Annotated in this window: 16 protein-coding genes and 2 tRNA genes; 6 read left to right on the forward strand and 12 right to left on the reverse strand. The window is 46.8% G+C overall.

The features are described 5' to 3' along the window. Positions 1-62 precede the first annotated feature (62 nt). The 3 genes from GV64_RS12495 to acs all read right to left on the reverse strand — a co-directional run bounded on the left by GV64_RS12495 (position 63) and on the right by acs (position 2,344). A tRNA-Met gene (locus GV64_RS12495) sits at positions 63-139 on the reverse strand. Positions 140-191: 52 nt separating this feature from the next. Next, positions 192-268: transfer RNA gene (locus GV64_RS12500), tRNA-Met, on the reverse strand. A gap of 126 nt (positions 269-394) precedes the next feature. Continuing rightward, positions 395-2,344, reverse strand: coding sequence for an acetate--CoA ligase (gene acs / locus GV64_RS12505; protein ID WP_020583247.1), 1,950 nt, complete (start codon positions 2,342-2,344; stop codon positions 395-397). 414 nt (positions 2,345-2,758) lie between these two features. Here acs and GV64_RS12510 point away from each other — a divergent pair, with 414 nt between their 5' ends. Further along, on the forward strand, positions 2,759-3,796 hold the full coding sequence (locus GV64_RS12510; RefSeq protein ID WP_020583248.1) for a hypothetical protein: 1,038 nt from the start codon (positions 2,759-2,761) through the stop codon (positions 3,794-3,796). 103 nt (positions 3,797-3,899) lie between these two features. After that, a complete protein-coding gene (locus GV64_RS12515) occupies positions 3,900-7,403 on the forward strand; it encodes a PAS domain-containing hybrid sensor histidine kinase/response regulator (protein ID WP_020583249.1) in 3,504 nt (1,167 codons plus the stop codon). Here GV64_RS12515 and GV64_RS12520 read toward each other — a convergent pair. Continuing rightward, complete coding sequence (locus GV64_RS12520) at positions 7,400-8,068, reverse strand: response regulator (RefSeq protein WP_020583250.1); 669 nt, start codon at positions 8,066-8,068, stop codon at positions 7,400-7,402. The genes GV64_RS12515 and GV64_RS12520 overlap by 4 nt on opposite strands. Before the next feature lie 169 nt (positions 8,069-8,237). Between GV64_RS12520 and GV64_RS12525 the strand changes: the two genes are divergently transcribed. After that, on the forward strand, positions 8,238-8,948 hold the full coding sequence (locus tag GV64_RS12525) for a hypothetical protein (RefSeq protein ID WP_020583251.1): 711 nt from the start codon (positions 8,238-8,240) through the stop codon (positions 8,946-8,948). Between the two features lie 135 nt (positions 8,949-9,083). Here the strand turns inward: GV64_RS12525 and GV64_RS12530 are convergent, their stop codons facing one another. Next, positions 9,084-9,737: a lysophospholipid acyltransferase family protein gene (locus GV64_RS12530; RefSeq protein WP_020583252.1), complete on the reverse strand. Its 654-nt coding sequence runs from the start codon at positions 9,735-9,737 to the stop codon at positions 9,084-9,086. A gap of 43 nt (positions 9,738-9,780) precedes the next feature. On the opposite strand from GV64_RS12530, the gene GV64_RS25900 reads away from it, so the two are divergent. Beyond that, positions 9,781-9,960 carry a hypothetical protein gene (locus GV64_RS25900; RefSeq protein ID WP_020583253.1) on the forward strand — a complete coding sequence of 60 codons (180 nt, stop codon included), beginning with the start codon at positions 9,781-9,783 and terminating at the stop codon, positions 9,958-9,960. After that, positions 9,957-11,084, forward strand: coding sequence for a DNA polymerase IV (dinB, locus tag GV64_RS12540; RefSeq protein WP_020583254.1), 1,128 nt, complete (start codon positions 9,957-9,959; stop codon positions 11,082-11,084). Before GV64_RS25900 ends, dinB begins: the two co-directional genes overlap by 4 nt. On the opposite strand, the gene GV64_RS12545 is transcribed toward dinB, so the two are convergent. The 7 genes from GV64_RS12545 to nhaC all read right to left on the reverse strand — a co-directional run bounded on the left by GV64_RS12545 (position 11,068) and on the right by nhaC (position 20,622). Then, entirely contained in the window at positions 11,068-11,679 is a 612-nt protein-coding gene (locus tag GV64_RS12545; RefSeq protein ID WP_034844266.1) for a paraquat-inducible protein A, read from the reverse strand. The genes dinB and GV64_RS12545 overlap by 17 nt on opposite strands. A 111-nt stretch (positions 11,680-11,790) precedes the next feature. Continuing rightward, a complete protein-coding gene (gene recJ / locus GV64_RS12550; RefSeq protein WP_051087823.1) occupies positions 11,791-13,527 on the reverse strand; it encodes a single-stranded-DNA-specific exonuclease RecJ in 1,737 nt (578 codons plus the stop codon). A 104-nt stretch (positions 13,528-13,631) separates the two neighbouring features. Beyond that, positions 13,632-14,873, reverse strand: coding sequence for a hypothetical protein (locus GV64_RS12555; protein ID WP_020583257.1), 1,242 nt, complete (start codon positions 14,871-14,873; stop codon positions 13,632-13,634). Between the two features lie 98 nt (positions 14,874-14,971). Continuing rightward, complete coding sequence (gene thrC, locus GV64_RS12560) at positions 14,972-16,360, reverse strand: threonine synthase (protein ID WP_020583259.1); 1,389 nt, start codon at positions 16,358-16,360, stop codon at positions 14,972-14,974. Positions 16,361-16,450: 90 nt separating this feature from the next. Further along, positions 16,451-17,755, reverse strand: a complete 1,305-nt coding sequence (locus tag GV64_RS12565; protein WP_026258351.1) for a homoserine dehydrogenase — start codon at positions 17,753-17,755, stop codon at positions 16,451-16,453. Between the two features lie 240 nt (positions 17,756-17,995). Beyond that, on the reverse strand, positions 17,996-19,009 hold the full coding sequence (gene ansA / locus GV64_RS12570) for an asparaginase (RefSeq protein WP_020583261.1): 1,014 nt from the start codon (positions 19,007-19,009) through the stop codon (positions 17,996-17,998). Positions 19,010-19,191: 182 nt separating this feature from the next. Beyond that, a complete protein-coding gene (gene nhaC, locus GV64_RS12575) occupies positions 19,192-20,622 on the reverse strand; it encodes a Na+/H+ antiporter NhaC (RefSeq protein ID WP_026258352.1) in 1,431 nt (476 codons plus the stop codon). 264 nt (positions 20,623-20,886) lie between these two features. Here nhaC and GV64_RS12580 point away from each other — a divergent pair, with 264 nt between their 5' ends. Next, positions 20,887-22,119 carry a cation:dicarboxylate symporter family transporter gene (locus GV64_RS12580; protein WP_020583263.1) on the forward strand — a complete coding sequence of 411 codons (1,233 nt, stop codon included), beginning with the start codon at positions 20,887-20,889 and terminating at the stop codon, positions 22,117-22,119. The last annotated feature ends 43 nt before the right edge of the window (positions 22,120-22,162 follow it).

Raw genomic sequence — 22,162 nt, forward strand, 5'->3', positions numbered from 1 at the left:
CAAAACTGTTCAGCTGATCTTTTAAAAAAGAACATCAACTGCTTTTAAACGTACTGTAAAAATGGTTGCGGGAGCCGGATTCGAACCAACGACCTTCGGGTTATGAGCCCGACGAGCTACCAGACTGCTCCATCCCGCGACAAAACTGTTCAGTTGATCTTTTTAAAAAAGAATATCAACTGCTTTCAAAATGGTAGCGGGGACCGGATTCGAACCGATGACCTTCGGGTTATGAGCCCGACGAGCTACCAGGCTGCTCCACCCCGCATCAAAAGAGAGGCGAATTATAGGGACGCTGGTTACAATGTCAAGAGCCAGAGGTTGAAAGGCGTACGTAAAGATAAGTTCGTACGGTATTCTCATTCTTTGAACACCGTACGACGAACGGCAATTATTAACTGGCAACAGCCTTATTAGCGATCAACTGGTTCACTACATCTGGATCCGCCAGTGTGGAAGTATCACCGAGGTTTTCATATTCATCCGCAGCGATCTTGCGAAGGATTCTTCTCATAATCTTGCCTGAGCGGGTTTTTGGGAGTCCTGGAGCCCACTGAATAATGTCGGGCGTAGCGATGGGCCCTATCTCTTTTCTTACCCAGTCCTTCAGGCTCGTTTTCAATTCCTCGCTGGTATCTGTGCCACTATTTAGCGTGACGTAAACATAAATTCCCTGACCTTTTATGTTATGGGGGAATCCAACAACAGCTGCTTCTGCTACTTGATGGTGGGCGACCATCGCAGATTCTATTTCGGCTGTACCCATTCGATGGCCCGAAACGTTAATTACGTCATCAACACGCCCGGTTATCCAGTAATAACCATCATTATCTCTTCTAGCGCCATCGCCGGTTGTGTACATACCTTTGAAGGATGAAAAGTAAGTTTGGACAAACCGTTCATGATCACCATAAACGGTTCTGGCCTGACCCGGCCAGCTATCAAGAATGACTAAATTGCCTTCCCCGGGGCCATGGACAAGACGGCCCATATTGTCGACCAGTGCGGGTTGCACACCAAAGAAGGGGCGTGTTGCTGATCCAGGCTTTAGATCTGTCGCTCCAGGCAGAGGTGTCAGCATCGCCGCTCCGGTTTCTGTTTGCCACCAGGTGTCAACAATAGGGCACCGCTCTTCACCAATGGTTGAGTAGTACCAATTCCATGCTTCAGGATTGATGGGCTCACCCACAGAGCCTAGAAGTCTCAGTGAGTTGCGATGGGTGTCTTGAACAGCAGCATCACCTTCAGCCATCAGGGCGCGAATAGCCGTTGGTGCAATATAGAGAATATTGACATTGTGCTTATCGATAATTTTACTGATGCGGTTGGTTTCAGGGTAATTGGGAAGCCCTTCATGCATAACGATAGTGGCACCATTCAGGAGCGGACCGTATGTGACATAAGAGTGACCGGTAATCCAGCCAACATCCGCATTACACCAGAACACTTCGCCAGGCTTATAGTCAAATACATACTGGTGGGTCATTGATGCATAGACCAGGTAACCACCTGTTGTATGCATTACGCCTTTTGGTTTTCCTGTTGAGCCGGATGTGTAGAGAATAAAGAGAGGGTCTTCAGCATTCATTTCCCGTGCTTCGCAGTGTGGCGAAGTCAATGCTGTCAATTCCTGCCACCACACATCACGATGACGGTGCCAGGCGATGTCTGCACCGGTGTGTTTGTAAACAATGACTTTTTCGATGGTGTGCGTGTCCGGGTGTGTCAGAGCTTCGTCTACGTTGTCCTTGAGTGAGACTTTACGACCACCGCGGACACCTTCATCGGCGGTAACGACAACTTTTGCTTTGGAGTCAATGATGCGACCAGCAAGTGCTTCGGGTGAGAAACCACCAAAAACAACGGAATGAATGGCACCAATACGGCTGCATGCCAGCATGGCAACGGTGGCCTCAATCACCATGGGCATGTATATCGCTACTACATCACCTTTGCGGACGCCCTGACTTTTCAGAGCATTGGCAAAGCGGCAGACTTGTTCATGGAGTTCTCGGTAAGTGACTTTTCGGGCTTCACCCTCGTCGTCTGGTTCCCAGATGATGGCTAACTGGTCGCCTTTATCTTCCAGGTGTCGGTCAAGGCAATTGTAGGAAGCATTAGTCGTTCCATCATAAAACCAGTTGATGCTGACAAAGTGGTCATCAAAAGAAACTTTCCTGACCTTCGAGAAGGGTTTGAACCACTCAATACGCTGGCCATGCTCACGCCAGAACCCTTCCGGGTTAATTATGGATTGCTGATACATTTCCAGGTACTGGTCGTTATTAACCAGAGTGTTTTCAAGAGCAGCAGGTTTTACTGGATATACGGAGGTGTCAGACATATCACTTCCCTTAGTTTTGTTATTGTTATTTAGTTCAAAATGACTCAGGGCGGTTCTTTATTATACTGTTCAGGTTGAGTGATTACTCGATAAAACGACTGTGGACGCATTTATTGGAGCGATTCCAGTTTAGGATTTGTGGGGATTTCTGGTATTAGACTTTGGTATTAATAGAGCTAATTTCTTCGGTTTGTTATGAAAAATATAGCATCTGGATACATTAACTTTTTGTAGGGAGGTAGATACGGTCGAGTGTTACGCTAACCTGTTTTTATTTTTTTGCTTCCTGTGACTTCGTCTGACAGGTGTACAAGCGGGATAACCCCTTTGTTAGTTTTATAGACTGAATACAGTGTTAACCTACTGTTCTATTAGGTTTTCAGAAACGGATATTCATTTCAAGGAGGAAGTAAAATGAATACTGGTAACTTACGAAGTATGGTTCTACAAAATCAGGTTGATCTTGCTTATGGCCAAGTCATGACAAAAGAAGGTCAATATATATTATTAGGTTCTAACAACAAAGTACGAATAGTTAACCCTGAACTGCTTCTGGCGAACAACCTGGATTGTTCTAATGAAATAAAGAGGGCATATGATTTTGCAGTAAGCATTAGAAGAAATGAGGTGCGGCCTATGTTGGACGGGGATTCTTCTGCTGCACTACAGCAGCCTGATCAAGAAGAGGTCCGCAAGTTACTTCTAAAGCGTGTTAGTGGTCCAGGGGAGTTAGACGCCTTTATGGCAAAATGCCGTCTCATTGATGCGCCCTTCCTTGTTGGGGCTTCTTCAAGTTCAAATAGACCAAGTACAGCTTCGCCAGCGATTTCTGATAAAGCCATGAGAGATGCTCGTAAGTGGGCAGAGCATGAGAGGAAGGAGGAACGATTTGAGGGTGAAGCAAGAGTAGCATTTCTGGCTCATATGCACAGGCCTAAAGGGCGTACACTTGGAGATGTCAGTGATATCAGTAAGCCTCTTGGTATAGTTATTCCACAAAGTTTCTCAACTGATGTGAAACATATAAAGGTCTACAATGACGCTGGGCAGCCAGATTCCGAACGAACTGGAGAAGTCAGGTATATTCTGAGTGACCTCATTAAGCACGGTTTTTTGAGGGTTGTTGCTGGGGCAGAACTTAAATATACCGAGCAGACTGATCCAATTCTTTTGGAAGAGTTTGCTGATAGTCATCAGGGTGAAGTGGTTGCCTACAGGAGGCAGGAAGCCGGTAAAGTGGTTGAAGAATATGTGAAAGCAGATGACCTTGTGAAAGCTCTTACCATACCAACTGAAGTGGTTAGCTATGGTCGAAAGCGCTACTTGTTCAGGAGTATTGTTAGCCGGGGTATTGTTTTCTGTGCAGAAACTTTCAAGGGGAAGGCCATGCCCGGAGTATCTGCGGTTCCATACCAGGGAGATTTCCTGGCAACCATAGCCCCTGGTGTGTGATATTTTCCTGTTTGGAGCTTGCTTTAACGAGCAGCTCCTCATTGTTGTAATGATTTGATAATCGTTCAAAATAGCGTTCAAACACAAAAAAAGAAAAACCGCTATGTCTGGATGGATTTTGGCTCTCATTGCAACGGTATATGTTGCCTGTCTTTTTATTGCAGCCTGGTTTGGTGACTATCGCGGTTCAGCCTTCAGAAAACGCTGGCAGCCTTTGATATACAGCCTTTCTCTGGCGGTTTATTGCACGTCCTGGACTTTTTTCGGTGCTGTTGGGCAGGCCAGTGAAAATCTCTGGTCATTTCTTCCTATCTATCTCGGGCCAATCCTGGTTTTTGTCCTGTTCTGGAAACTCCTGGTCAAGCTGATAACCGTCAGCAAGCAGGAAAACATTACTTCCATTGCAGACTTTATCGCCTCGCGCCATGGGCGTTCTCATTTTATGGCCATTATGGTGACCTTGATCCTGGTGATTGGGGTACTTCCCTATATTGCGCTCCAGTTAAAAGCCATTGTCATGGGATTTGGTCAGTTAACACATGATAGCTTGGGGCCAGACAGCCTGTCCCGGGAAGACCTTGCGTTGGCAATTACATTAACACTGGCTGTGTTTGTCATTATGTTTGGTACTCGAAAGCTGGACGCAACTGAACACCAGAATGGCATTATGACCGCTATTGCCTTTGAGTCTTTGGTTAAACTTTCGATCTTCTTGCTAGTCGGTGGCTGGGTGTCATGGATGGCGATGGATCATATTAATCTGGATGATGCTTTTCAGAGAGTGACCAAAGAGACAACGGTAGACTGGTTTGGCAATATCCTGATGCCAACAGTGATGGCCATGACTGCTATCTTGTGCCTGCCTCGACAGTTTCATGTCACTGTCGTTGAAAATAGTAGTATTGAGGATTTCTATAAGGCTCGCTGGCTTTTCCCTGCGTATTTATTTCTATTAGCCCTTTTTGTTATTCCATTGGCTCTGGTTGGAAACCAGCTACTCGGTAGCTCTATCCCTGGTGATGCTTATTTGATTGAGCTACCAAAACGGATGGGCAATTTACCTATGGCTGTGCTGGCTTTTCTGGGTGGTGTATCAGCCGCCATTAGTATGGTGATTGTGGCAACTCTGGCCCTGACCACAATGGTTTCCAATGAAATATTAATGCCGCTTCTGCTTCGCAGAAACAAATACAGTTACAGGGACAGTAATGATTTTTATCGTTTTAGCGGACTTTTGTTAACCGTTAGGCGAACAACTATTGTCGTTTTATTGATGATGTCGTGGGTTGTGTATCGGCTGCTTGGAGATTCTGGGTCGCTGGCATCTATTGGGCAGATGTCATTCTCTGCCGTGGCCCAACTTGCACCTGTGCTGCTGGGTAGTCTTTATATCAGGGAAAGTAATGCCAAAGCTGCGATAGGAGGTGTGTTAGCCGGTTCCATTGTCTGGTTCTTCTGTCTTGTTGTCCCTGTGTTTGACAATGTTTCATGGTTAGATTCTGGCATTTTGCAGGATGGCTTGTTTGGTTATGAATGGCTTAAACCAGGTAACCTTTTCGGTCTGCAAATGACTGAAACAGTGACAGGGGCTACGCTAGTGGCACTGTCACTGAATACTCTGATTTATCTGTGTGGCTGTCTGTATCTGAGGCCCGGTATTGATGAGCGAAGACAGGCTCGAAAGTTTGTAGATGCACTGCTTTCTGGCGATGGTGTCTTTTTTGATATTGCGATCACGGTGGGGGAGCTTGAACAGCTGGCTAGCCGCTTTGTCAGTAAAAACCGGGTGCTTGGCGTTATTCAGAGTTTTGAATCTGATAGTAGTAATTTGCTGTTTGATTCGCTGGATAGTGATAAACAGGCGGATCCGAAGCTGGTTGCCGCAATAGAACGGTTGCTGGCGGGAACACTGGGAGCATCATCTGCCCGCATTGTTATGAAGTCTCTTGCTCATGGGAATGTTGGGTTGGAAGAAGTCCAGGCGATGGTGGATGAAGCCTCTGAAGTGTTTCAGTTCAACCGGGAGCTGCTTCAGGGGGCGATTGAGCATATTAGCATGGGGGTGAGTGTTGTAGATCGTGACTTGCAGTTAGTTGCGTGGAATCAGCGATACCTCGAACTATTTGATTATCCCGGTGACTTGATTAGGGTTGGACGTTCAATAGCAGATGTGATCCGGCATAACGCCTTAAATGGGCTTTGTGGACCGGGCGACGTCGAACAGCATATTAATAAACGGCTTTCGTATATGCAAAATGGCACTGCTCACCGGTCAGAGAGGCGGCGTCCAGATGGCAGGGTTATTCAGATCCAGGGTAATCCGATGCCTGGTGGTGGTTTTGTTATGACGTTCACAGATATCACAGAGTTTCGTCAGGTTGAGCATGCATTGAAAGAGGTGAACGAGAGCCTTGAGCAGCGAGTGCAGGAGAGGACAAAAGAACTCTCGTTATTAAATGTGCAGTTGCTGGGTGCAAAGTCGCAGGCTGAAAAAGCAAACCATCTACGCTCACGTTTTTTTGCAGCGGTCAGTCATGATCTTATGCAGCCAATGAATGCGGCCCGGCTATTCACCGCTTCCATGGAGCTGGAGGCGAGGGGAACTGTGCATGAAGCGTTGGCTCAAAATATCAGCAACTCATTGAGGTCTGCAGAACACTTGTTGACAGATTTGCTGGATATGTCGCGCATTGAAGCTGGCAAGATGGCAGTAAACCTTCGGGAGCTGCCAGTGATGGATGTTTTAGAACCGTTAAAGTCAGAATTTTCCCTTTTATCCAGAGAAAATAGTCTGATGTTTCGTGTGGTGAGCTCAAATAAATGGATTAAAACCGACCCAGTTCTGTTACGAAGAATTTTGCAGAACTTCCTGACCAATGCATTTCGTTATGTTGAAAGTACAAAGTTATCCGGAAAGGTGCTGGTGGGTTGCCGCTTTTTGAGCAGTCAACAGCTGAAAATTGAGGTAAGAGATAATGGCCAGGGTATCCCTCTGAAAAAGCAAACGCTGATTTTTGCGGAGTTCGAACGTTTATCAACAGCTGTGAATGGCCTTGGTCTGGGTCTTTCGATTGCAAAAGGAATGGCCGAGATTCTTGGTGCCAGAATATCTCTGTCATCTTCTCCAGGTAAAGGGGCTGTTTTCTCCGTTGTGATTCCTTTGGCAAAACGAAATGTTATCGATGCCGCGCGGATTAATCATAAGGTTAATAACAGTGATATAGGTTTGAAGGTTCTGTGTATTGATGATGAGCCGGAAATCATCAAAGGTATGACAAATCTGCTGTCTCGCTGGGGGTGCCAGGTACATTCTGCCCAAGGCTACCAGGAGGCCATTCATTCACTTGATGAGATGGTGCCTGATTTGCTAATGGTTGATTACCAGATTGGAGGGCAAATTAACGGTGTTGATTTGGTAGAACGTGCTCGCGCAATGTTAGGATATGAAATAGGCGCTGTTCTGGTAACAGCTAACCAGCAGGACGGTTTACGGCAGAAATGTCGCGAGTTGAACATTAGCTATCTGACTAAGCCAGTAAAACCCGCCTCAATGAGGGCAATTCTTAATCGCTATGAGGCTGAAAGCAAGAGGGTAGAAACCAGCTAACTTTGGTTTTCCTGGTTTTGTGAGTCCTGACTGGGCATTTCAATCTCGAGCTCTTTGACCGCTATTACGGCCTGAGTACGGCTGCGAACCCCCAGTTTTTTGAAAATGGCGGTAACGTGAGCCTTGATGGTTGCTTCCGAGACATCCAGGTCGTAGGCGATCTGTTTATTCAACAAACCTTCACTGATCATTCCCAGAACCCTGAATTGTTGAGGGGTCAGGGTTGCCAGTCGAGCCTCGATATCACTCGTTTCATACGATTCGGCAGGTTGGAAGTTGTCAGGCCAGAAGTTTTCACCATCCAGAACGTTTAAAATGGCAGTTTTCAGGTCTTCAAGAGGCGTAGATTTTGGAATAAACCCATTGGCTCCATGGTTTTTGATTTTCTGTATGATCTGCAGATCATCAGAAGCTGAAACGACGACAACGGGAACATCGGGGTATTGCCCCCTCAGAAAAATCAGTCCAGAGAGGCCATGGGCTCCCGGCATATGTAGATCTAACAAGATGAGGTCTGGAGAGGAATTCTTTTCCAGAAGTGCCTGAAGCTCGGTAATTGAACCGGCTTCGCAGATCAGAGGTTCCTGTAGCGCATGACCAACGGAGGACTTGAGAGCTGTCCGGAATAGGGGGTGGTCATCGGCAATTATTATTGTGTAGTCCATTTTCTGAGCTTGCCATTATATGGTTGATCGGTCAATTAATTGGATCCTGTGAACCTGGTAAAAGGTTCAGGCCTTTATTCAAGTATAAGTAAATACGTTTTATATAATGGAACTATTTTCTGGAGGTTCGGTCATATCCGGTAATTCTTTATTGAAATAAGGGTACTCCATGGCTGATTCAGTCTGTACTTCTGCACTTCCGGTTCCTGTTTATCAGGGGGAATATACTCAAGCATACCTTGCTGATCAGAATCAAAAAACTCAAGATCTGGTCAAAATAAGAGAGGATCGTCAAAAGAATCCCGGATGGAACACCTTGAAGGAGGTCATCTGGGCTCCGCTTTGGTCATGTTTCCAGTTGGGGCAGGCTATTGGTAGTTTTTTGGGGCATCTGGTTGTTGCGCTGCCAGCAGCTCTTATTGGCGGTGTTTTTGGTTTATGTATTTATGCGCCATTTATGAAGGCAGTGGATGTCATTTCAGGTAGAGAGAATACGAAGTCATTCTTTGAGTATGTTATTACACCAGCTAATTTGCTGAGTAATATTGCATACAATCGTGTTACTGATTTCTTGAGTCGCTGGATATTGGGGCACGCCGTTCTGATTACCATTGTTGAGCCTTTGCTCTATATTGGCGGGGCTTTTGGTTTGGCCGTTGTTGCTTCACCATTTATTTATCGTGATATGGTTCATAATGGCTCGAAAAATGTTGAAGCTTTTGATCGCTTTCTAAGTACTGATTTGAAACTATGTACTGACCATTATGGTTGGCAAAAATTTGATGATTTAGCTGCAGGTAAGCTCAGGACGTCTCAAGCTCACGTGGTAGGTGCAACCAAGCATTTGCCATCATTACCTTCAGCTGCACCCGCAGCTTGACCTTCCTGTTCATCGGAGGATGAATCAAGAGGACAACTCATAGGGTTGTCCTAATTCGGGAACAGTCAACAATAAAATGCCTTTGTTGCAAAGGCCTTGAGGTTCGAGGTCATCAAGATTAGCTGTCAAATTTATTCATGTTTTTTGCAGACGCTGGCGGCGACTGCTTTGAAACTTCTTTTTTAAACATTTTGGTGACACAGGGCTGAAACATTCAGGATACCTGCCATGAATATCGGCATAGAACGCCTGTATTTCCGACAGGTCTTTTTCCATATCCTCGCCAGGCTCAATAACAGGACCAAAGCCTCCCGCTCGCCCTTTAAAATCCAGATAGGCCAGAACGATAGGGACGCCTGCATTTTTTGCCATGTGATAGAAGCCCGTATGCCAGCGCTCTCCACGGGCTCTCGTTCCTTCCGGGCAGATAACCAGCCCCAGCTTCTTGTGCTGCTTGAAAGTGCAAACTGCCTGTTCCACCAGACTTCCTCTCCGGCATCTGCCATTTCGATCCAGGGGAATACCTCCCATCCAACGCATAATCCAGTTAAATGGCCCCATAAACAGCGTGTGTTTCCCCACCCAGTAACACTGAACACCAGTGGCAAGGCCAATGGCCATTCCGTAAACAAAGTCCCAGTTACTGGTATGGGGGGCACCTACAAGAATATATCTGGCCAAGCGAGGTGCTTTGCCTTGGACTCTCCAGCCCATAATCTTGAGGAAGAGTTTTGCCAATAAAGAAAGAGCATGACTGACAATTGGCGTATTGAAGATTGTGGTTTGCATGATGCAGTGAGTGCCTTGCTATCCTGGGTTTCAGGAAACGGTGTTGAAAGCTATCGAAAGGGTGATCGCTTTGAACACAGCTTCAGAGCAGATAATGAATGTCTGCAGCTTATGCTGCAAAAAAGATACTCGTCTGGGTACTGGTTTAATAGGCAAGGAAGTGCTTGCCAAAATCATTCTGTATGTATATACAGTGTTTATCCCGGATCTATTTGGAACATGATGGACAGTAATGCCAGCCTTCAGCAAAAGGTAATTCAGAGAAAAATCATACACATCGATTTTGACGCCTTCTTTGCCAGTATTGAAATACGTGATAATCCGAGGTTGTCAGGAAAGGCTGTTGCTGTTGGGGGGGCTTCCGACCGTAGAGGTGTTATCGCCACCTGTAACTATGAAGCCCGTCGGTTTGGGGTGCATTCGGCTATGTCTTCGGCTCACGCTATGAGGCTCTGTCCGGAACTGAAGATCATACCTCCCAGGTTTTCTGTTTATCGGGAAGCCTCTGCTGAGGCTCATGCCATTTTTCGCCAATATACTGATTTAATTGAACCTTTATCTCTGGATGAGGCATATCTGGATGTTACTGGAACCCACCTTTGCAGAGGCAGTGCCACGTTAATTGCGGAAGAAATTCGACAGAAAATTTTTCAAAAACTTAATGTGACCGTATCTGCTGGCGTTGCTCCCAATAAGTTTCTGGCCAAGATTGCCAGTGACTGGAATAAGCCCAATGGTCTTTTTGTAATCACTCCGGATGAGGTAGATGACTTTATTTTCGATCTGCCCGTGAAAAAAATTCATGGGGTGGGGCGCGTTACTGCCGAGAAACTTCACAAAAAAGGCATCAAAGCCTGTGGTCAGCTCAGGCAATACTCCATTCTTGAGTTAAGTCGCTGGTTTGGCAGTTTTGGTGAGCGATTGTGGGAGCTGTCGCGGGGACAGGACGACCGTGAGGTACAGACCAGCCGACGCAGGAAATCACTTTCAGTCGAACATACCTATGATAAAGATCTGATGGGGCTGGAAGAGATAGCAGCACAAGTCGTGCCTTTACTGGAAGAGCTTCAAGAGCGTTTTAAGCGTATAGAAAAGGAATACGAAGTCCATAAGCACTTTGTGAAGGTTAAGTTTGCGGATTTTACCCAGACGACTCTGGAGGAGAATCTGCCAACAACCGGTGAAACAGTGCAGGAACATTTTACCCAGCTTTTGGGAAGAGCCTGGGAGCGGGGAGGCCGACCAGTCAGGCTGCTTGGTTTAGGTGTTCGGCTTTTAGATCTCCGTGAAGAAAGAGCACTTGAACAGCTTGAGCTTTTTGAGAAGAAAATTATGGGACTGGTTTAGCCTCCATTGTCTTTTCTGCAAATTGGCCCAGCAAGTTACTGGTAACACAATAAGCGACAAACCAGTAGAAGCCAGAGTGAAGCTCTGCATCAAATTGTATGACGGCACTTTCTACAGCTGATGAATTTGCCGCCAAAAAGGCGATCAATATACCAATGGCAAAAACGTCAGCCATAGACCATTTACTCAAAAAACTGTTTATCCAAAGTGGCTTGTTACTTTTTACCAAAACTAATGCCAGTATCAGGCAGAATAGCTTGAAAACAGGAATTAACAGGCTGAAGGTGACAATCATGAAGGCCACCAGGTGATACCCGCTTTTCCAGAGGTCATTAGCCGTGCCAAGAATAGAACGGGTTTTATCGTATACCTTTGATGTTCCCTCAACACTAAGGCTTCCCAGAAACTGTGAAGCCAGGCTTGCCATCGCGGGATGAAGATTCTGCTGTTCGATGATTTTTTTTCCTTCATCAAGCATTGCCTGACGGTCAAGATTTGCCTTCATGGTAATCATAGGCTGGGTGACCCCCGAAATCAGCAAACCAAGGGAAATGATCAGCATTAGAGGTAGTAGCAGTCTGGAAATTGTCATCATTACCCCATTCTTGTTCTCAAACTGAGCGTTAATAATAAGTTGGTTCTGATCGCTCAGTCTGGTCTATGGATTGGGCCTTGTCAGCTTGTGAATCGAGCTCAGAGGCATGTCTTACGCCGGATCGAAGTGCTCAACCATCAGTTGAAGATTACGCTGACCTCGAAACTCATTAATATCCAGCTTATAGACGGCCTTAATTTGCCTTATATTGGGATTAGGCCACTTTCGATTGTCAATATTAAAGGCAATAGCATCCAGCCAGAGTTCACTGCCAGGTATCTTAAGCACCATCTTCAGGTGTTTTTCGCCCACCAGTTTCTGTTGAATGATTTGGAATGTGCCATCAAAGCTGGGCTCGGGAAAGCTTTGTCCCCATGGGCCTCCCTCGCGAAGGGTATATGCAGTTGCCATGCTAACCTGATCTGGCATTAGTTCACCGTCAGTATGCATTTCTGCCTGAAGGTCATCAGCAGTCAGCTGCTTTCTCACCTCAAGGTCAAAGGCTTCTTTAAATGCGCCAAATAGGGATTTTTTTATAGAGAGGCCGGCTGCCATAGCGTGGCCACCAAATTTAATAATAAGCTCGGGGTTATCCCTGGCAATACTATCTAATGCATCACGCATATGTAGTCCCTGAATAGATCTGGCGGAGCCTTTAAGCTCGGGTTCTCCCTCAGGATTGTCAGCTTCAGCAAAAGCAATGATCGGTCGATTAAGCTTCTCTTTTATTCGTGAAGCCAGTATACCAACGACTCCCTGATGCCAGCTCTCTTGAAATAGACTGACTCCCCATGGAAGCTCTGCTTGCAGGTTAAACTGGATTTTCTCAAGTTCTGCCATGGCCTGGTTCTGCATACTGCCCTCAATGGCTTTCCGGTCCCGATTCAGCCCGTCCAGTTCAAAGGCGAGTTCCCGTGCCCGGTTTATATCTTCACTGAGGAGGAGTTCGATACCAATGGACATATCATCCAGACGTCCGGCAGCGTTAAGTCTTGGGCCAAGGGCAAAACCCAGATCTGATGCCGCCAGTTTTTCAGCATTCCTGCCCGATACTTCGATAAGTGCTGTAATACCGGGGCGACAGCGTCCTGAACGGATACGAGCAAGCCCCTGAAATACCAGTATGCGGTTATTGCTGTCCAGTTTGACCACATCTGCCACGGTGCCAAGAGCAACAAGGTCAAGAAGTTCGGCCAGATTGGGCTCCGGTTTATCCTGAAAATAACCCCGTGATCGCAGCAGCGTTCTTAAGGCGCACATCAGATAAAAGATAACGCCTACCCCAGCGGTGTTCTTGCCAGGAAATGGGCAGTCTGGCTGATTCGGGTTCACAATGGCATCTGCTTCAGGTAGTTCCCGACCTGCCAGATGGTGATCAGTCACCACGACTTTCATGCCTTTATCTTTTGCTGCCTGAACGCCTGTGATGCTGGAGATACCATTATCAACGGTGATCAAAACATCCGGCTTAAAGGGCAGGGCAGCTTCAACAATTTCGGGCGTTAGTCCATAACCATATTCAAAACGGTTGGGTACCAGAAAGTCGGCATGGCCACCCATGCTTCTTAGAGCCAGAACGCCCAGCGCACTGCTGGTGGCACCATCACAGTCAAAGTCTCCGACGATTAACATGCGTTGCTGCCTGGTAATGGCATCTGCCAGAATCTCAGCGGCTTTATCGATATCTTTTAGTTGTCGGTAGTCGTTTAATTGTTGAAGTTGACGTGGAAGTTCATCCTGAGTTTTAACGCCTCTTGCGCTGTATATTCTTGCCAGCAGTGGATCCATGTCGGGAGTGAAGTGACAGGCTGAAAGGTCGTATGTACGGCGGATGATATTCACTGGCATATATGAAATAAGGCGTTATTGAAGAGTAATGTAAAAATATCAGAGTATCATAGTTACTTTCGGGAGGGGGCAATAATAGAAGGCATTATAAAATGCAGAGCTGGTTATTTCTTGGCTTTTTTCTTATGTTCAAGTGCGACCATGTAATGCAAGTGCGACCAGCTGTGACGACCGTATAGTGTATTTTTCCCCGTTGTCTTGTTTCCATGAATGATTGTTCGTTTACCAATGACTGTTGGAGCTAACCATTTATGCCATAATCCATAACCGGAGGGTGTTGTAATAAGATCATTGTCTATCAGGTAGTTGGAAACCAGGCCGTTTCTGGCCAGCTCCTTTTCTTCAATAGTAAGGTCTTCCAGCACTTTATAACCCAGCGCCGCAGGACTGAATGTCCGTCCCAGTACCTTGTTTTTTGGAGCACTATATTGAACAAGACCACCCCCCAAGGAATGTCCCGTTAAAAACAGCATTCCCAGAGAGTCATCAAGCCCCATACGCTTTAAGAGAGTGTTGGAATTTGCCATGCTCTTGATTAACTGGACCAGTTTGGCTGCTTGATGGTAGCAATCTGGAATATTCTGCCCGGTCAGGTTTTGCCAGTTAGCTTTTAATTGAGCTCGTAGCCGCCCTGGTTTTTTTCCTATTTTCAATCCGCTGTCATCAAGGAGCTCACTTGCTCCGTAGGCTGAATTAGTTCCACCAAAGATAAGTGTTATTTTGTCAGTGGCTTGATTAATCACCATGACAGCCGTCAGTCCTGTTTTATGATCCACGATCATGCCGGATGGTAGTAAAGTGAAATTATGAAAGAGTTCATTTTGTGCCATATCCTGCTGTTCACGGGTAAGAACGGTATTTTTGAACTCTGAAATGTGTTTTTCTTTTTTATTGTTGATGATTTCTTCAAAAAAGCGGGATTCAATTTGATGCTGTGTTTCAACTGGTGCCTCTGATTCAGTACTGTCAATTAGAATGTTTTCAGCTTCTCTGACCGTTTTCCAGCAACTGACCGGGTCGTTATTAAGTGTGTAGGGTATTTGAGCCAGGGCTGAGTCTATTGCGATCTCTTTTAATTGCCTGGGATCATTGGGCAGAGGAACTTGCTCCCAGTATCTCCCTTTCATCGGGGCAGGGTCTTTTGAAAAACTAAGCTTTATTGATCGTCTCAGTAGCGCTATTCCTGCAATAAGGCTTTTCTTTAGCGATGAGAACCATTGGATAATCTTCTGGCCACGAGATAATTTTACATTTCGCCCCTTGTGATGGCCTTCTAATTCATGTTCTGACGTCCTGGTTACATTGGGTGAGTTTTCGGGGCTTCCTGTTTTATTCAGCTTCATCATTCATAGCTTCCAGACCATTCCTTGTTCTGGATCGGCAGGAGCATGTTTGATATAAGGAGATACCATCATGCTATCCAATAGCATGATGGTATTGGCTGTCATGTGTTTTGAATGAAAGCCTTGAGAGAAGGGAGGTCATTTTCAAGAATGTCGTAACGCTCTTCCCGTTCAAACAAATCCGTCATATGGACTGGCAGTGCTGGTGCATCCAGGCCTGCTTTAACGATCGCGTCAGGGAATTTCACCGGATGGGCTGTTGCCAGGGTTACCACAGGGGTTTCCCTGGCGAGTTCAAGCGTTTCAGTTGCACGGATACCTGTTGCGGTATGAGGGTCAGCAAGGTATCCGGTTTTTTTATGCAGGGTGCTGATGGTGTCGCAGACCTGTTGATCATCAGAACGGCTGCTATCAAACAGCGCCTTGATTGCCTGCCAGGCTTCATCATCAACACGAATGTTGCCAGTCTCCTGGAAAGCTGACATCAGTTCCGCCATAGCGCCACCATCACGGTTATGCATATCAAACAGCAGCCGTTCAAAGTTGCTGGAAACCATGATATCCATACTGGGAGAGAGTGTCTGGTGCAGTGTTTCTTTACGGTAATCATTGTTCTGGAAGAAGCGGTGAAGAATGTCATTGTTATTGGTCGCAACAATCAGCCTCTCCACAGGCAAACCCATTCCGCGGGCAATATATCCAGCGAAGATATCGCCAAAATTACCAGTAGGTACAGAAAAACTGACAGGCTGATCTGGAGCGCCAAGCATTAGAGCCGCATGGAAATAGTAGACAATCTGAGCCATGATTCGGGCCCAGTTGATGGAGTTGACGGCAACCAGACGAGTATTTTCTGGCAGGAATGACTGGTCAGCAAAGCATTTTTTCACCATATCTTGGCAGTCATCAAAATTGCCCTGAATGGCAATGTTGTGAACATTACTGTCGAGGACGGTGGTCATCTGGCGACGTTGAACTTCTGAAACCCGCTGATAAGGGTGGAGAATGAAGATATCCAGATGGTCACTGTGACGGCAGCCTTCTATAGCGGCAGAGCCGGTATCGCCGGAAGTCGCACCCAGCACAACGGCTTTCTCGTTGCGCTCAGTCAGAACATGGTTCAGTAGTCGGCCCAGCAGTTGAAGAGCAAAGTCTTTGAAAGCGAGGGTTGGGCCATGAAAGAGTTCCATTACCCACTGGTTGTTGCCAAGCTGCTGTAGAGGGGCGACAGCTTGATGACTGAACTCATCATAGCTTTCATCAATCATCTGTTTGAGTTTGTCGTCAGCGATGGTGCCACCAACAAACGGTTTGATGATTTCAAAGGCTAATTGATTGTAAGGAAGCCCTTTAAGGGAGCGAATTTTCTCAGCGCTGAATGTTGGTAGGGATTCAGGTACGTAAAGGCCGCCGTCATCGGCAAGACCTGCCAGCAGAACATCCTGAAAGTCTTTGGTTTGTCCCTGTCCTCGGGTACTGATGTATTTCACTGGGAATTCCGTATATCTGTTTAGTACTGTGCCAGAACTCTGAAAATGCCGCTTACCGACAGTGGCGGTAAGCGGGAAGGCCTGAATAGATCAAGCCATGGTTTCGACCCGGATTCGGGTAATGGGGGATTTAATATCCGCCAGGGCTTCGAGTTCAGAGATTGCCTTGTCCATTGTGATTTCGATGATCCTGTGCGTGAGGATAACGATATCCGCACAGCCATCGTCCTCTCGAGTTACTTTCTGCGTGATGGCATCGATATTAATGCCGTGACTGCTAAGTACCTGAGTGACTGCGTTCATAACGCCCGGGTGGTCGTCGGCATGGATGCGGAGGTAGAAGCTGCACTCTGTCTCAGTAATGGGCAGTACTGGCAAATCATTACTCAGACTATCCGCAGAAAAGCCAAGGGCGTTGACTGCAGAATCCGGGGCTTCAATGGTTCTGGCTATGTCGATGATATCGGCAATCACGGAAGAAGCCGTCGGCTCAGCACCCGCACCAGGGCCACTGTACATGGTTTGTCCAACAGCATCCCCCTGAACCACAACGGAGTTCATCACGCCGTTGATATTGGCCAGAGGGCGGTCAGAAGGAATTAGGGTAGGGTGAACCCGAAGTTCAATACCTTTTTGGGATTGACGGGCAACTCCCAGATGCTTGATTCTAAAACCCAAGGATGCAGCATATTGAATATCGCTTGGAGTAATTTTGCTGATGCCTTCGGTATACGCTTTATTGAACTGGAGAGGAATGCCAAAGGCGATAGAGGCCATAATGGTCAGCTTGTGGCAGGCATCGATCCCTTCCACATCAAAGGTCGGGTCTGCTTCAGCGTAACCCAGGGCCTGGGCTTCTTTCAGAACATCTTCAAATGGGCGGTTATGGTCACCCATTTCGGTAAGGATGTAGTTACCAGTCCCATTAATAATACCGGCCAGCCAATTGATCTTGTTGGCTGATAAACCTTCCCTCAGACATTTGATGATGGGAATACCGCCGGCGACCGCTGCTTCATAAGCGACGATGACATTTTTTTCCCTGGCTGCCTGAAATATCTCATTGCCATGTTCGGCGATCAGCGCCTTATTCGCGGTAACAACATGCTTTCCCTGCTCAATAGCCGTGAGAATCAGTTCCTTGGCGATATCGTAGCCACCAATGGTTTCTACAAGAATATCAATGTCGGGGTTATGGGCGACTTCAAAAATATCACGGGAAACGCGTGTGTTTCCTGTATCGCAATTCGGGTTATCCCGACGGGTGCCTACCTGCTCAATAATGATAGGTCGACCAGCTCGGGCCGCAATACTGCTGGCGTTACGTTGAAGGACATTGAAGGTGCCACCACCCACAGTGCCAAGTCCACAGATACCTACTTTGACCGGTTTCAAACTGTTACCCCACATTCATTGTTATGTTCATTCCCGGTTTTACCGATGGGAACGGATTATAGCCTTAAATAGGGTTTTGATGCGATATACCCGTTGCCTTTCGAGTTCCTGCTTTACTGGGGCATTCACTCATTTGCCACTTCGCGGCAACTGGAAACCCATTGAGTATATGGAGGAGGGAGATATTGAACAGGGTGGAATAATGAAGGGTGACTGGTCACCACCCTTCTAAAAGATCATTTAAACTGATACTTCGCCTGAAAGATTAACACTGAGCATCGCCTTCACTTCTTCAGTGCTCAGGCCAAGAGAGTAGAGATGATGAAGCTTACAGAACATGGCTTCGGTAGTGGTGTCCAGACCTCCCACAATACCGGCTTTGGCCAGCGCCGATCCTGCTGCATAGCTACCCTGATGGACAGTACCACGATGGCACTGGGTCAGGTTTACAATCAATTTTCCTTCGGCAGTGGCCTTTGCAAAGGTGTCCAGAAGGGCATGATCTGCATCAGGGCCATTACCAGTACCATAGGTGCGCAGAATAAAGGCATCCATAGGCTGGCTCAGGGCTGACTCCATCCACTGGGCATTAATACCCGGGAACAGCTGCAAAATTCCAACATGAGTTTCTGAATCGCATTCCAGCTGAAATTTTTCTTTCCCCTTTGGTTGCCAGAGGAGGGTTTCATTGAGTTCTACATGGATGTCTGCACGACCCAGCCATGGATAATTCGGGCTGTCAAAGGCATCAAACAGATAGGCGTTCAGTTTACGTGAACGGTTACCTCTCAACAGACGGCCGTTGAAATACAGGCAAACCTCTTTAATGCGATCATCAGCGGCCATGGTCAGGGCGCCAACAAGGTTTTCCAGTCCGTCAGTTCGAGCTTCGCAGAGTGGGATCTGGGAGCCGGTAAAGATGACAGGCTTTTGAAGATTTTGCAGCATAAAAGAGATCATGCTGCAGGAATAAGCCATGGTATCGGTACCGTGCAGAACCACGAAACCATCGAACTGTTCATAGCGGCTGGCAATATCGGAGGCGATCTGTTTCCAGTTATCCGGACGGATATTACTGGAGTCAATCAGTTGAGGGTACTCATAGAGTTCGAATTCTGGCAGGCTGGCCATTACATCGGGTGGAAGCTTCTCTTCCAGAAGGCCCATCAGATTGTCACCGGGCACATAACCGGATTCTGAAGGGCGCATGCCAATGGTTCCACCGGTGTAAGCAACGTAGATTTTCTTGCTCATGACTTTTCCTAATTTAGATCAGCCTGTTTCCTAATGTAAACGGCGATTGTCATTGGGTAATGGACTTTTATCAAGTCTATCATTTAGTCAAAATGCCTCGGTTGATCTGAGGCAGAGTCTGAAAAAAAGCCGCCCGTGTCTGAAGAACATGGGCGGCGTAGAAATTCAGTTCAGGGGAGCTATCAGGCAGTGGCTAACTGGCCATCAACTGTGTGATCTTCAACTTTCTTGATGTATTTGCCATCAGCTGGGCGGAATTTACCCATGTAAGCAAAGGCAACAACCAGGCCGATGCTGATAAAGCTCATCCACATGTAAGGCACGTAAGCAAAAGTAGAAACACCCAGCAGGCCAGCCATGAAGATACCGTTATCAGACCATGGAACCATACCTGAGGTCAGGGTTCCGCCAAACTCGGAGCTACGGGAAAGCATGCGACGGTCAACACCCATGCGATCGTAGTTACCGGACATGATCTTTGGAGTCAGGATCAGAGAGACGTACATGGCTGAACCGAATACGTTGGCCAGGAAGGCTGTGACTACGGTATAGGCAGTCAGGTTACCTTCGTTGGTAATACGATTTTCAAAGGTGCGTGCGATGGTTTCCAGAATACCGACTTTATCCAGCAGGCCACCAAAGCCCAGACCAAAGATGATGACAGCAACGGAACCCAGCATGTTAACCATACCACCACGGTTCAGAATGTTGTCCAGGAAAGCATTGCCGGAATCAACAGTCAAAGGCGCCCACAGTGCATTCATGGCTTCGATTGGCGTACGATCCTGGAACAGGATGGCCCAGATCATACCCAGGCCAGCACCCAGCATGATGACAGGGTAGGATGGGAATTTCTTGGCCAGCAGGAGCAGGACGATAATCACTGGAACAAAGGCCATGATGGAGATGCTGAAGTTTTCATCCATCAGGTTCATAACTTCCTGAACCTGAGCCATATCGGCGCTACCGCCAAACTGGAAGCCGTACACTGTGAAAGCAATGGCGGTCAGAACATAAGCCGTCAAGCTGATTGGCAGCATGCCTTTAATGTGGTCAACAATCTCAACTTCAGACATGGAGGAAGCAAGGATAACACTGTCTGACAGAGGAGACAGTTTGTCACCAAAGTAAACACCGGACAGAATTGCCCCGGCAGTAACAGGAGCAGGAACACCGAGACCCTGACCAATACCCATCATAGCGATACCCGCGGTACCGGCAGCACCCCAGGACGTGCCCGTTGCCAGGGCAGTCATGGAACAGATTACCATGGTAGCCAGCAGGAAAATGGATGGGTGAATGGTCATCAGACCGTAATAAATGATGGAGGGTACGATACCGCCGGCAATCCAGGTACCCACCAGGGCGCCTACCGCAATCAGAATCAGGATAGCGCCGGTACCTTTAAAGATACCTTCAGCCGCAGCCCCTTCAAGATCTTTGTATTTATGGCCCAGTTTGACGCCCAGTCCCATGGCAAGGAACCAGCCGATACAGAGAGCCAATTGAATAGGAAGGTTCAGTTTGGCGGTAAACGCAAAAGCGAGAACCAGAAAGGTACCCAATACCAGGGACACTTGTCCCATAGAAGGTAGCTTGATCTTCTGCTCCATGAATGAACTCCGAGGGTTTATTAATTTAATCAATCACTTGTGCGGCGTATCCTAACGATTTGGCTGGTATAGGTTTTGATCCATGTCAGAAAATGACGGTGATTCCTTACAATTTCTTTAGAAAAGTAAAAAAAAATGCGCTGGGACAACTTTTGATCAATTTTGTGAAAGTTCAGGGTGAGAGAACTGTCATATTTTGACGATACAGGAAAAAAGTCTATGTTTTCTTCACAGTCAGTCTGATAACTATGGAAGGGGATATTTGTGAAACTTATCGAGCATCTTACCAAGATTAAGCTACCAGCCATGCTTCTGGTGGTATTGTTTATTCCCTTTCTGACAGAATCTTGGGTGAGTTATGACGTTAAATCATTCTTTTACTCCCTGAGCCTCACCATCAAGTCTCTATTGGTTTTCGTTCTTCCATTTATTGTGTTCAGCTTTGTGGTGACCTGCCTTGCCAGAATGGGGAAAAGTGCGCTGCTGTTCACGCTTTTGCTGATTGTGATGGTGTTTACTTCCAATATCACTGCGATCTTTACCGGGTATAGCATTGGCTCCGTCATGGTTCCGCTAATCTCCATGCCGATCTCTCTGGATGCTCTTGATGGTAATGGTCTGGCGGTGATGTGGGTCTTTGAGCTGCCGCAACTGTTTACCAATATGAATGCCCTGATTGCCGGCTTCATTGCAGGTATGCTGGTAAACCTGATGGATGTTCGACCGTTAAGGGAGATTTTTTTTAAGGCGAGTGATGTTTCCAGCTGGTTTCTCAAACATATTTTTATACCGATCCTTCCTTTCTTTATCCTTGGATTTGCTTTTAAACTCCATGCTGATGGTATTTTGAGCCAGGCTATTTCTGCTTACGGTCCGATTTTGCTGCTGGTGATTGTTTCACAGCTTACGTACCTTTTTATCTATTTTTTTGTGGCGGCAAGGTTTTCATTTCGCGTTTTCATAACGTATGTGGGCAATGTTTTGCCAGCATGGCTGACGGGGTTGAGCACCGTGTCCAGCGCAGCCAGCATGCCTGTTTTGATAGAAAGTACAGAGAAAAATATTGGCAACCCGATTATGGCAAGAACCATTGTGCCTGCCACAATCAATATACACACCATTGGCAGTGCGATCGGCTTGACCATTCTTGCTTTGGTAACACTGAACACTTTCAATATGCCGATTCCGGATTTGCAGAGCTTTGCTATCTTTGGTTTTTACTATGCATTGGCAAAATTTTCAGTAGCAGCCGTGCCTGGTGGAGTCATTCTTGTAGTGGGGCCGATTCTGCAAAGTATGATGGGCTTTTCAGACGAAATGCTCGGGCTGATTACTGCTGTGTATATGATTTTTGATCCCTTTGGCACCGCCATGAATGTCAGTGGTAATGGTGCTTTTGCCATTGTTTTCTCCAGATTATGCCAGTGCCTTGGGCTTAACGGCGATGATGGCGGTGACGAGGATAAAGATCGTGAGCCAGAGAGCAGTGTGGCTTGATTTGTAGACCAATAAATCTACTTTTTTGGAACCACAGAGATCA

It is taken from the genome of Endozoicomonas elysicola (genome assembly GCF_000710775.1).
GTDB lineage: Bacteria > Pseudomonadota > Gammaproteobacteria > Pseudomonadales > Endozoicomonadaceae > Endozoicomonas > Endozoicomonas elysicola.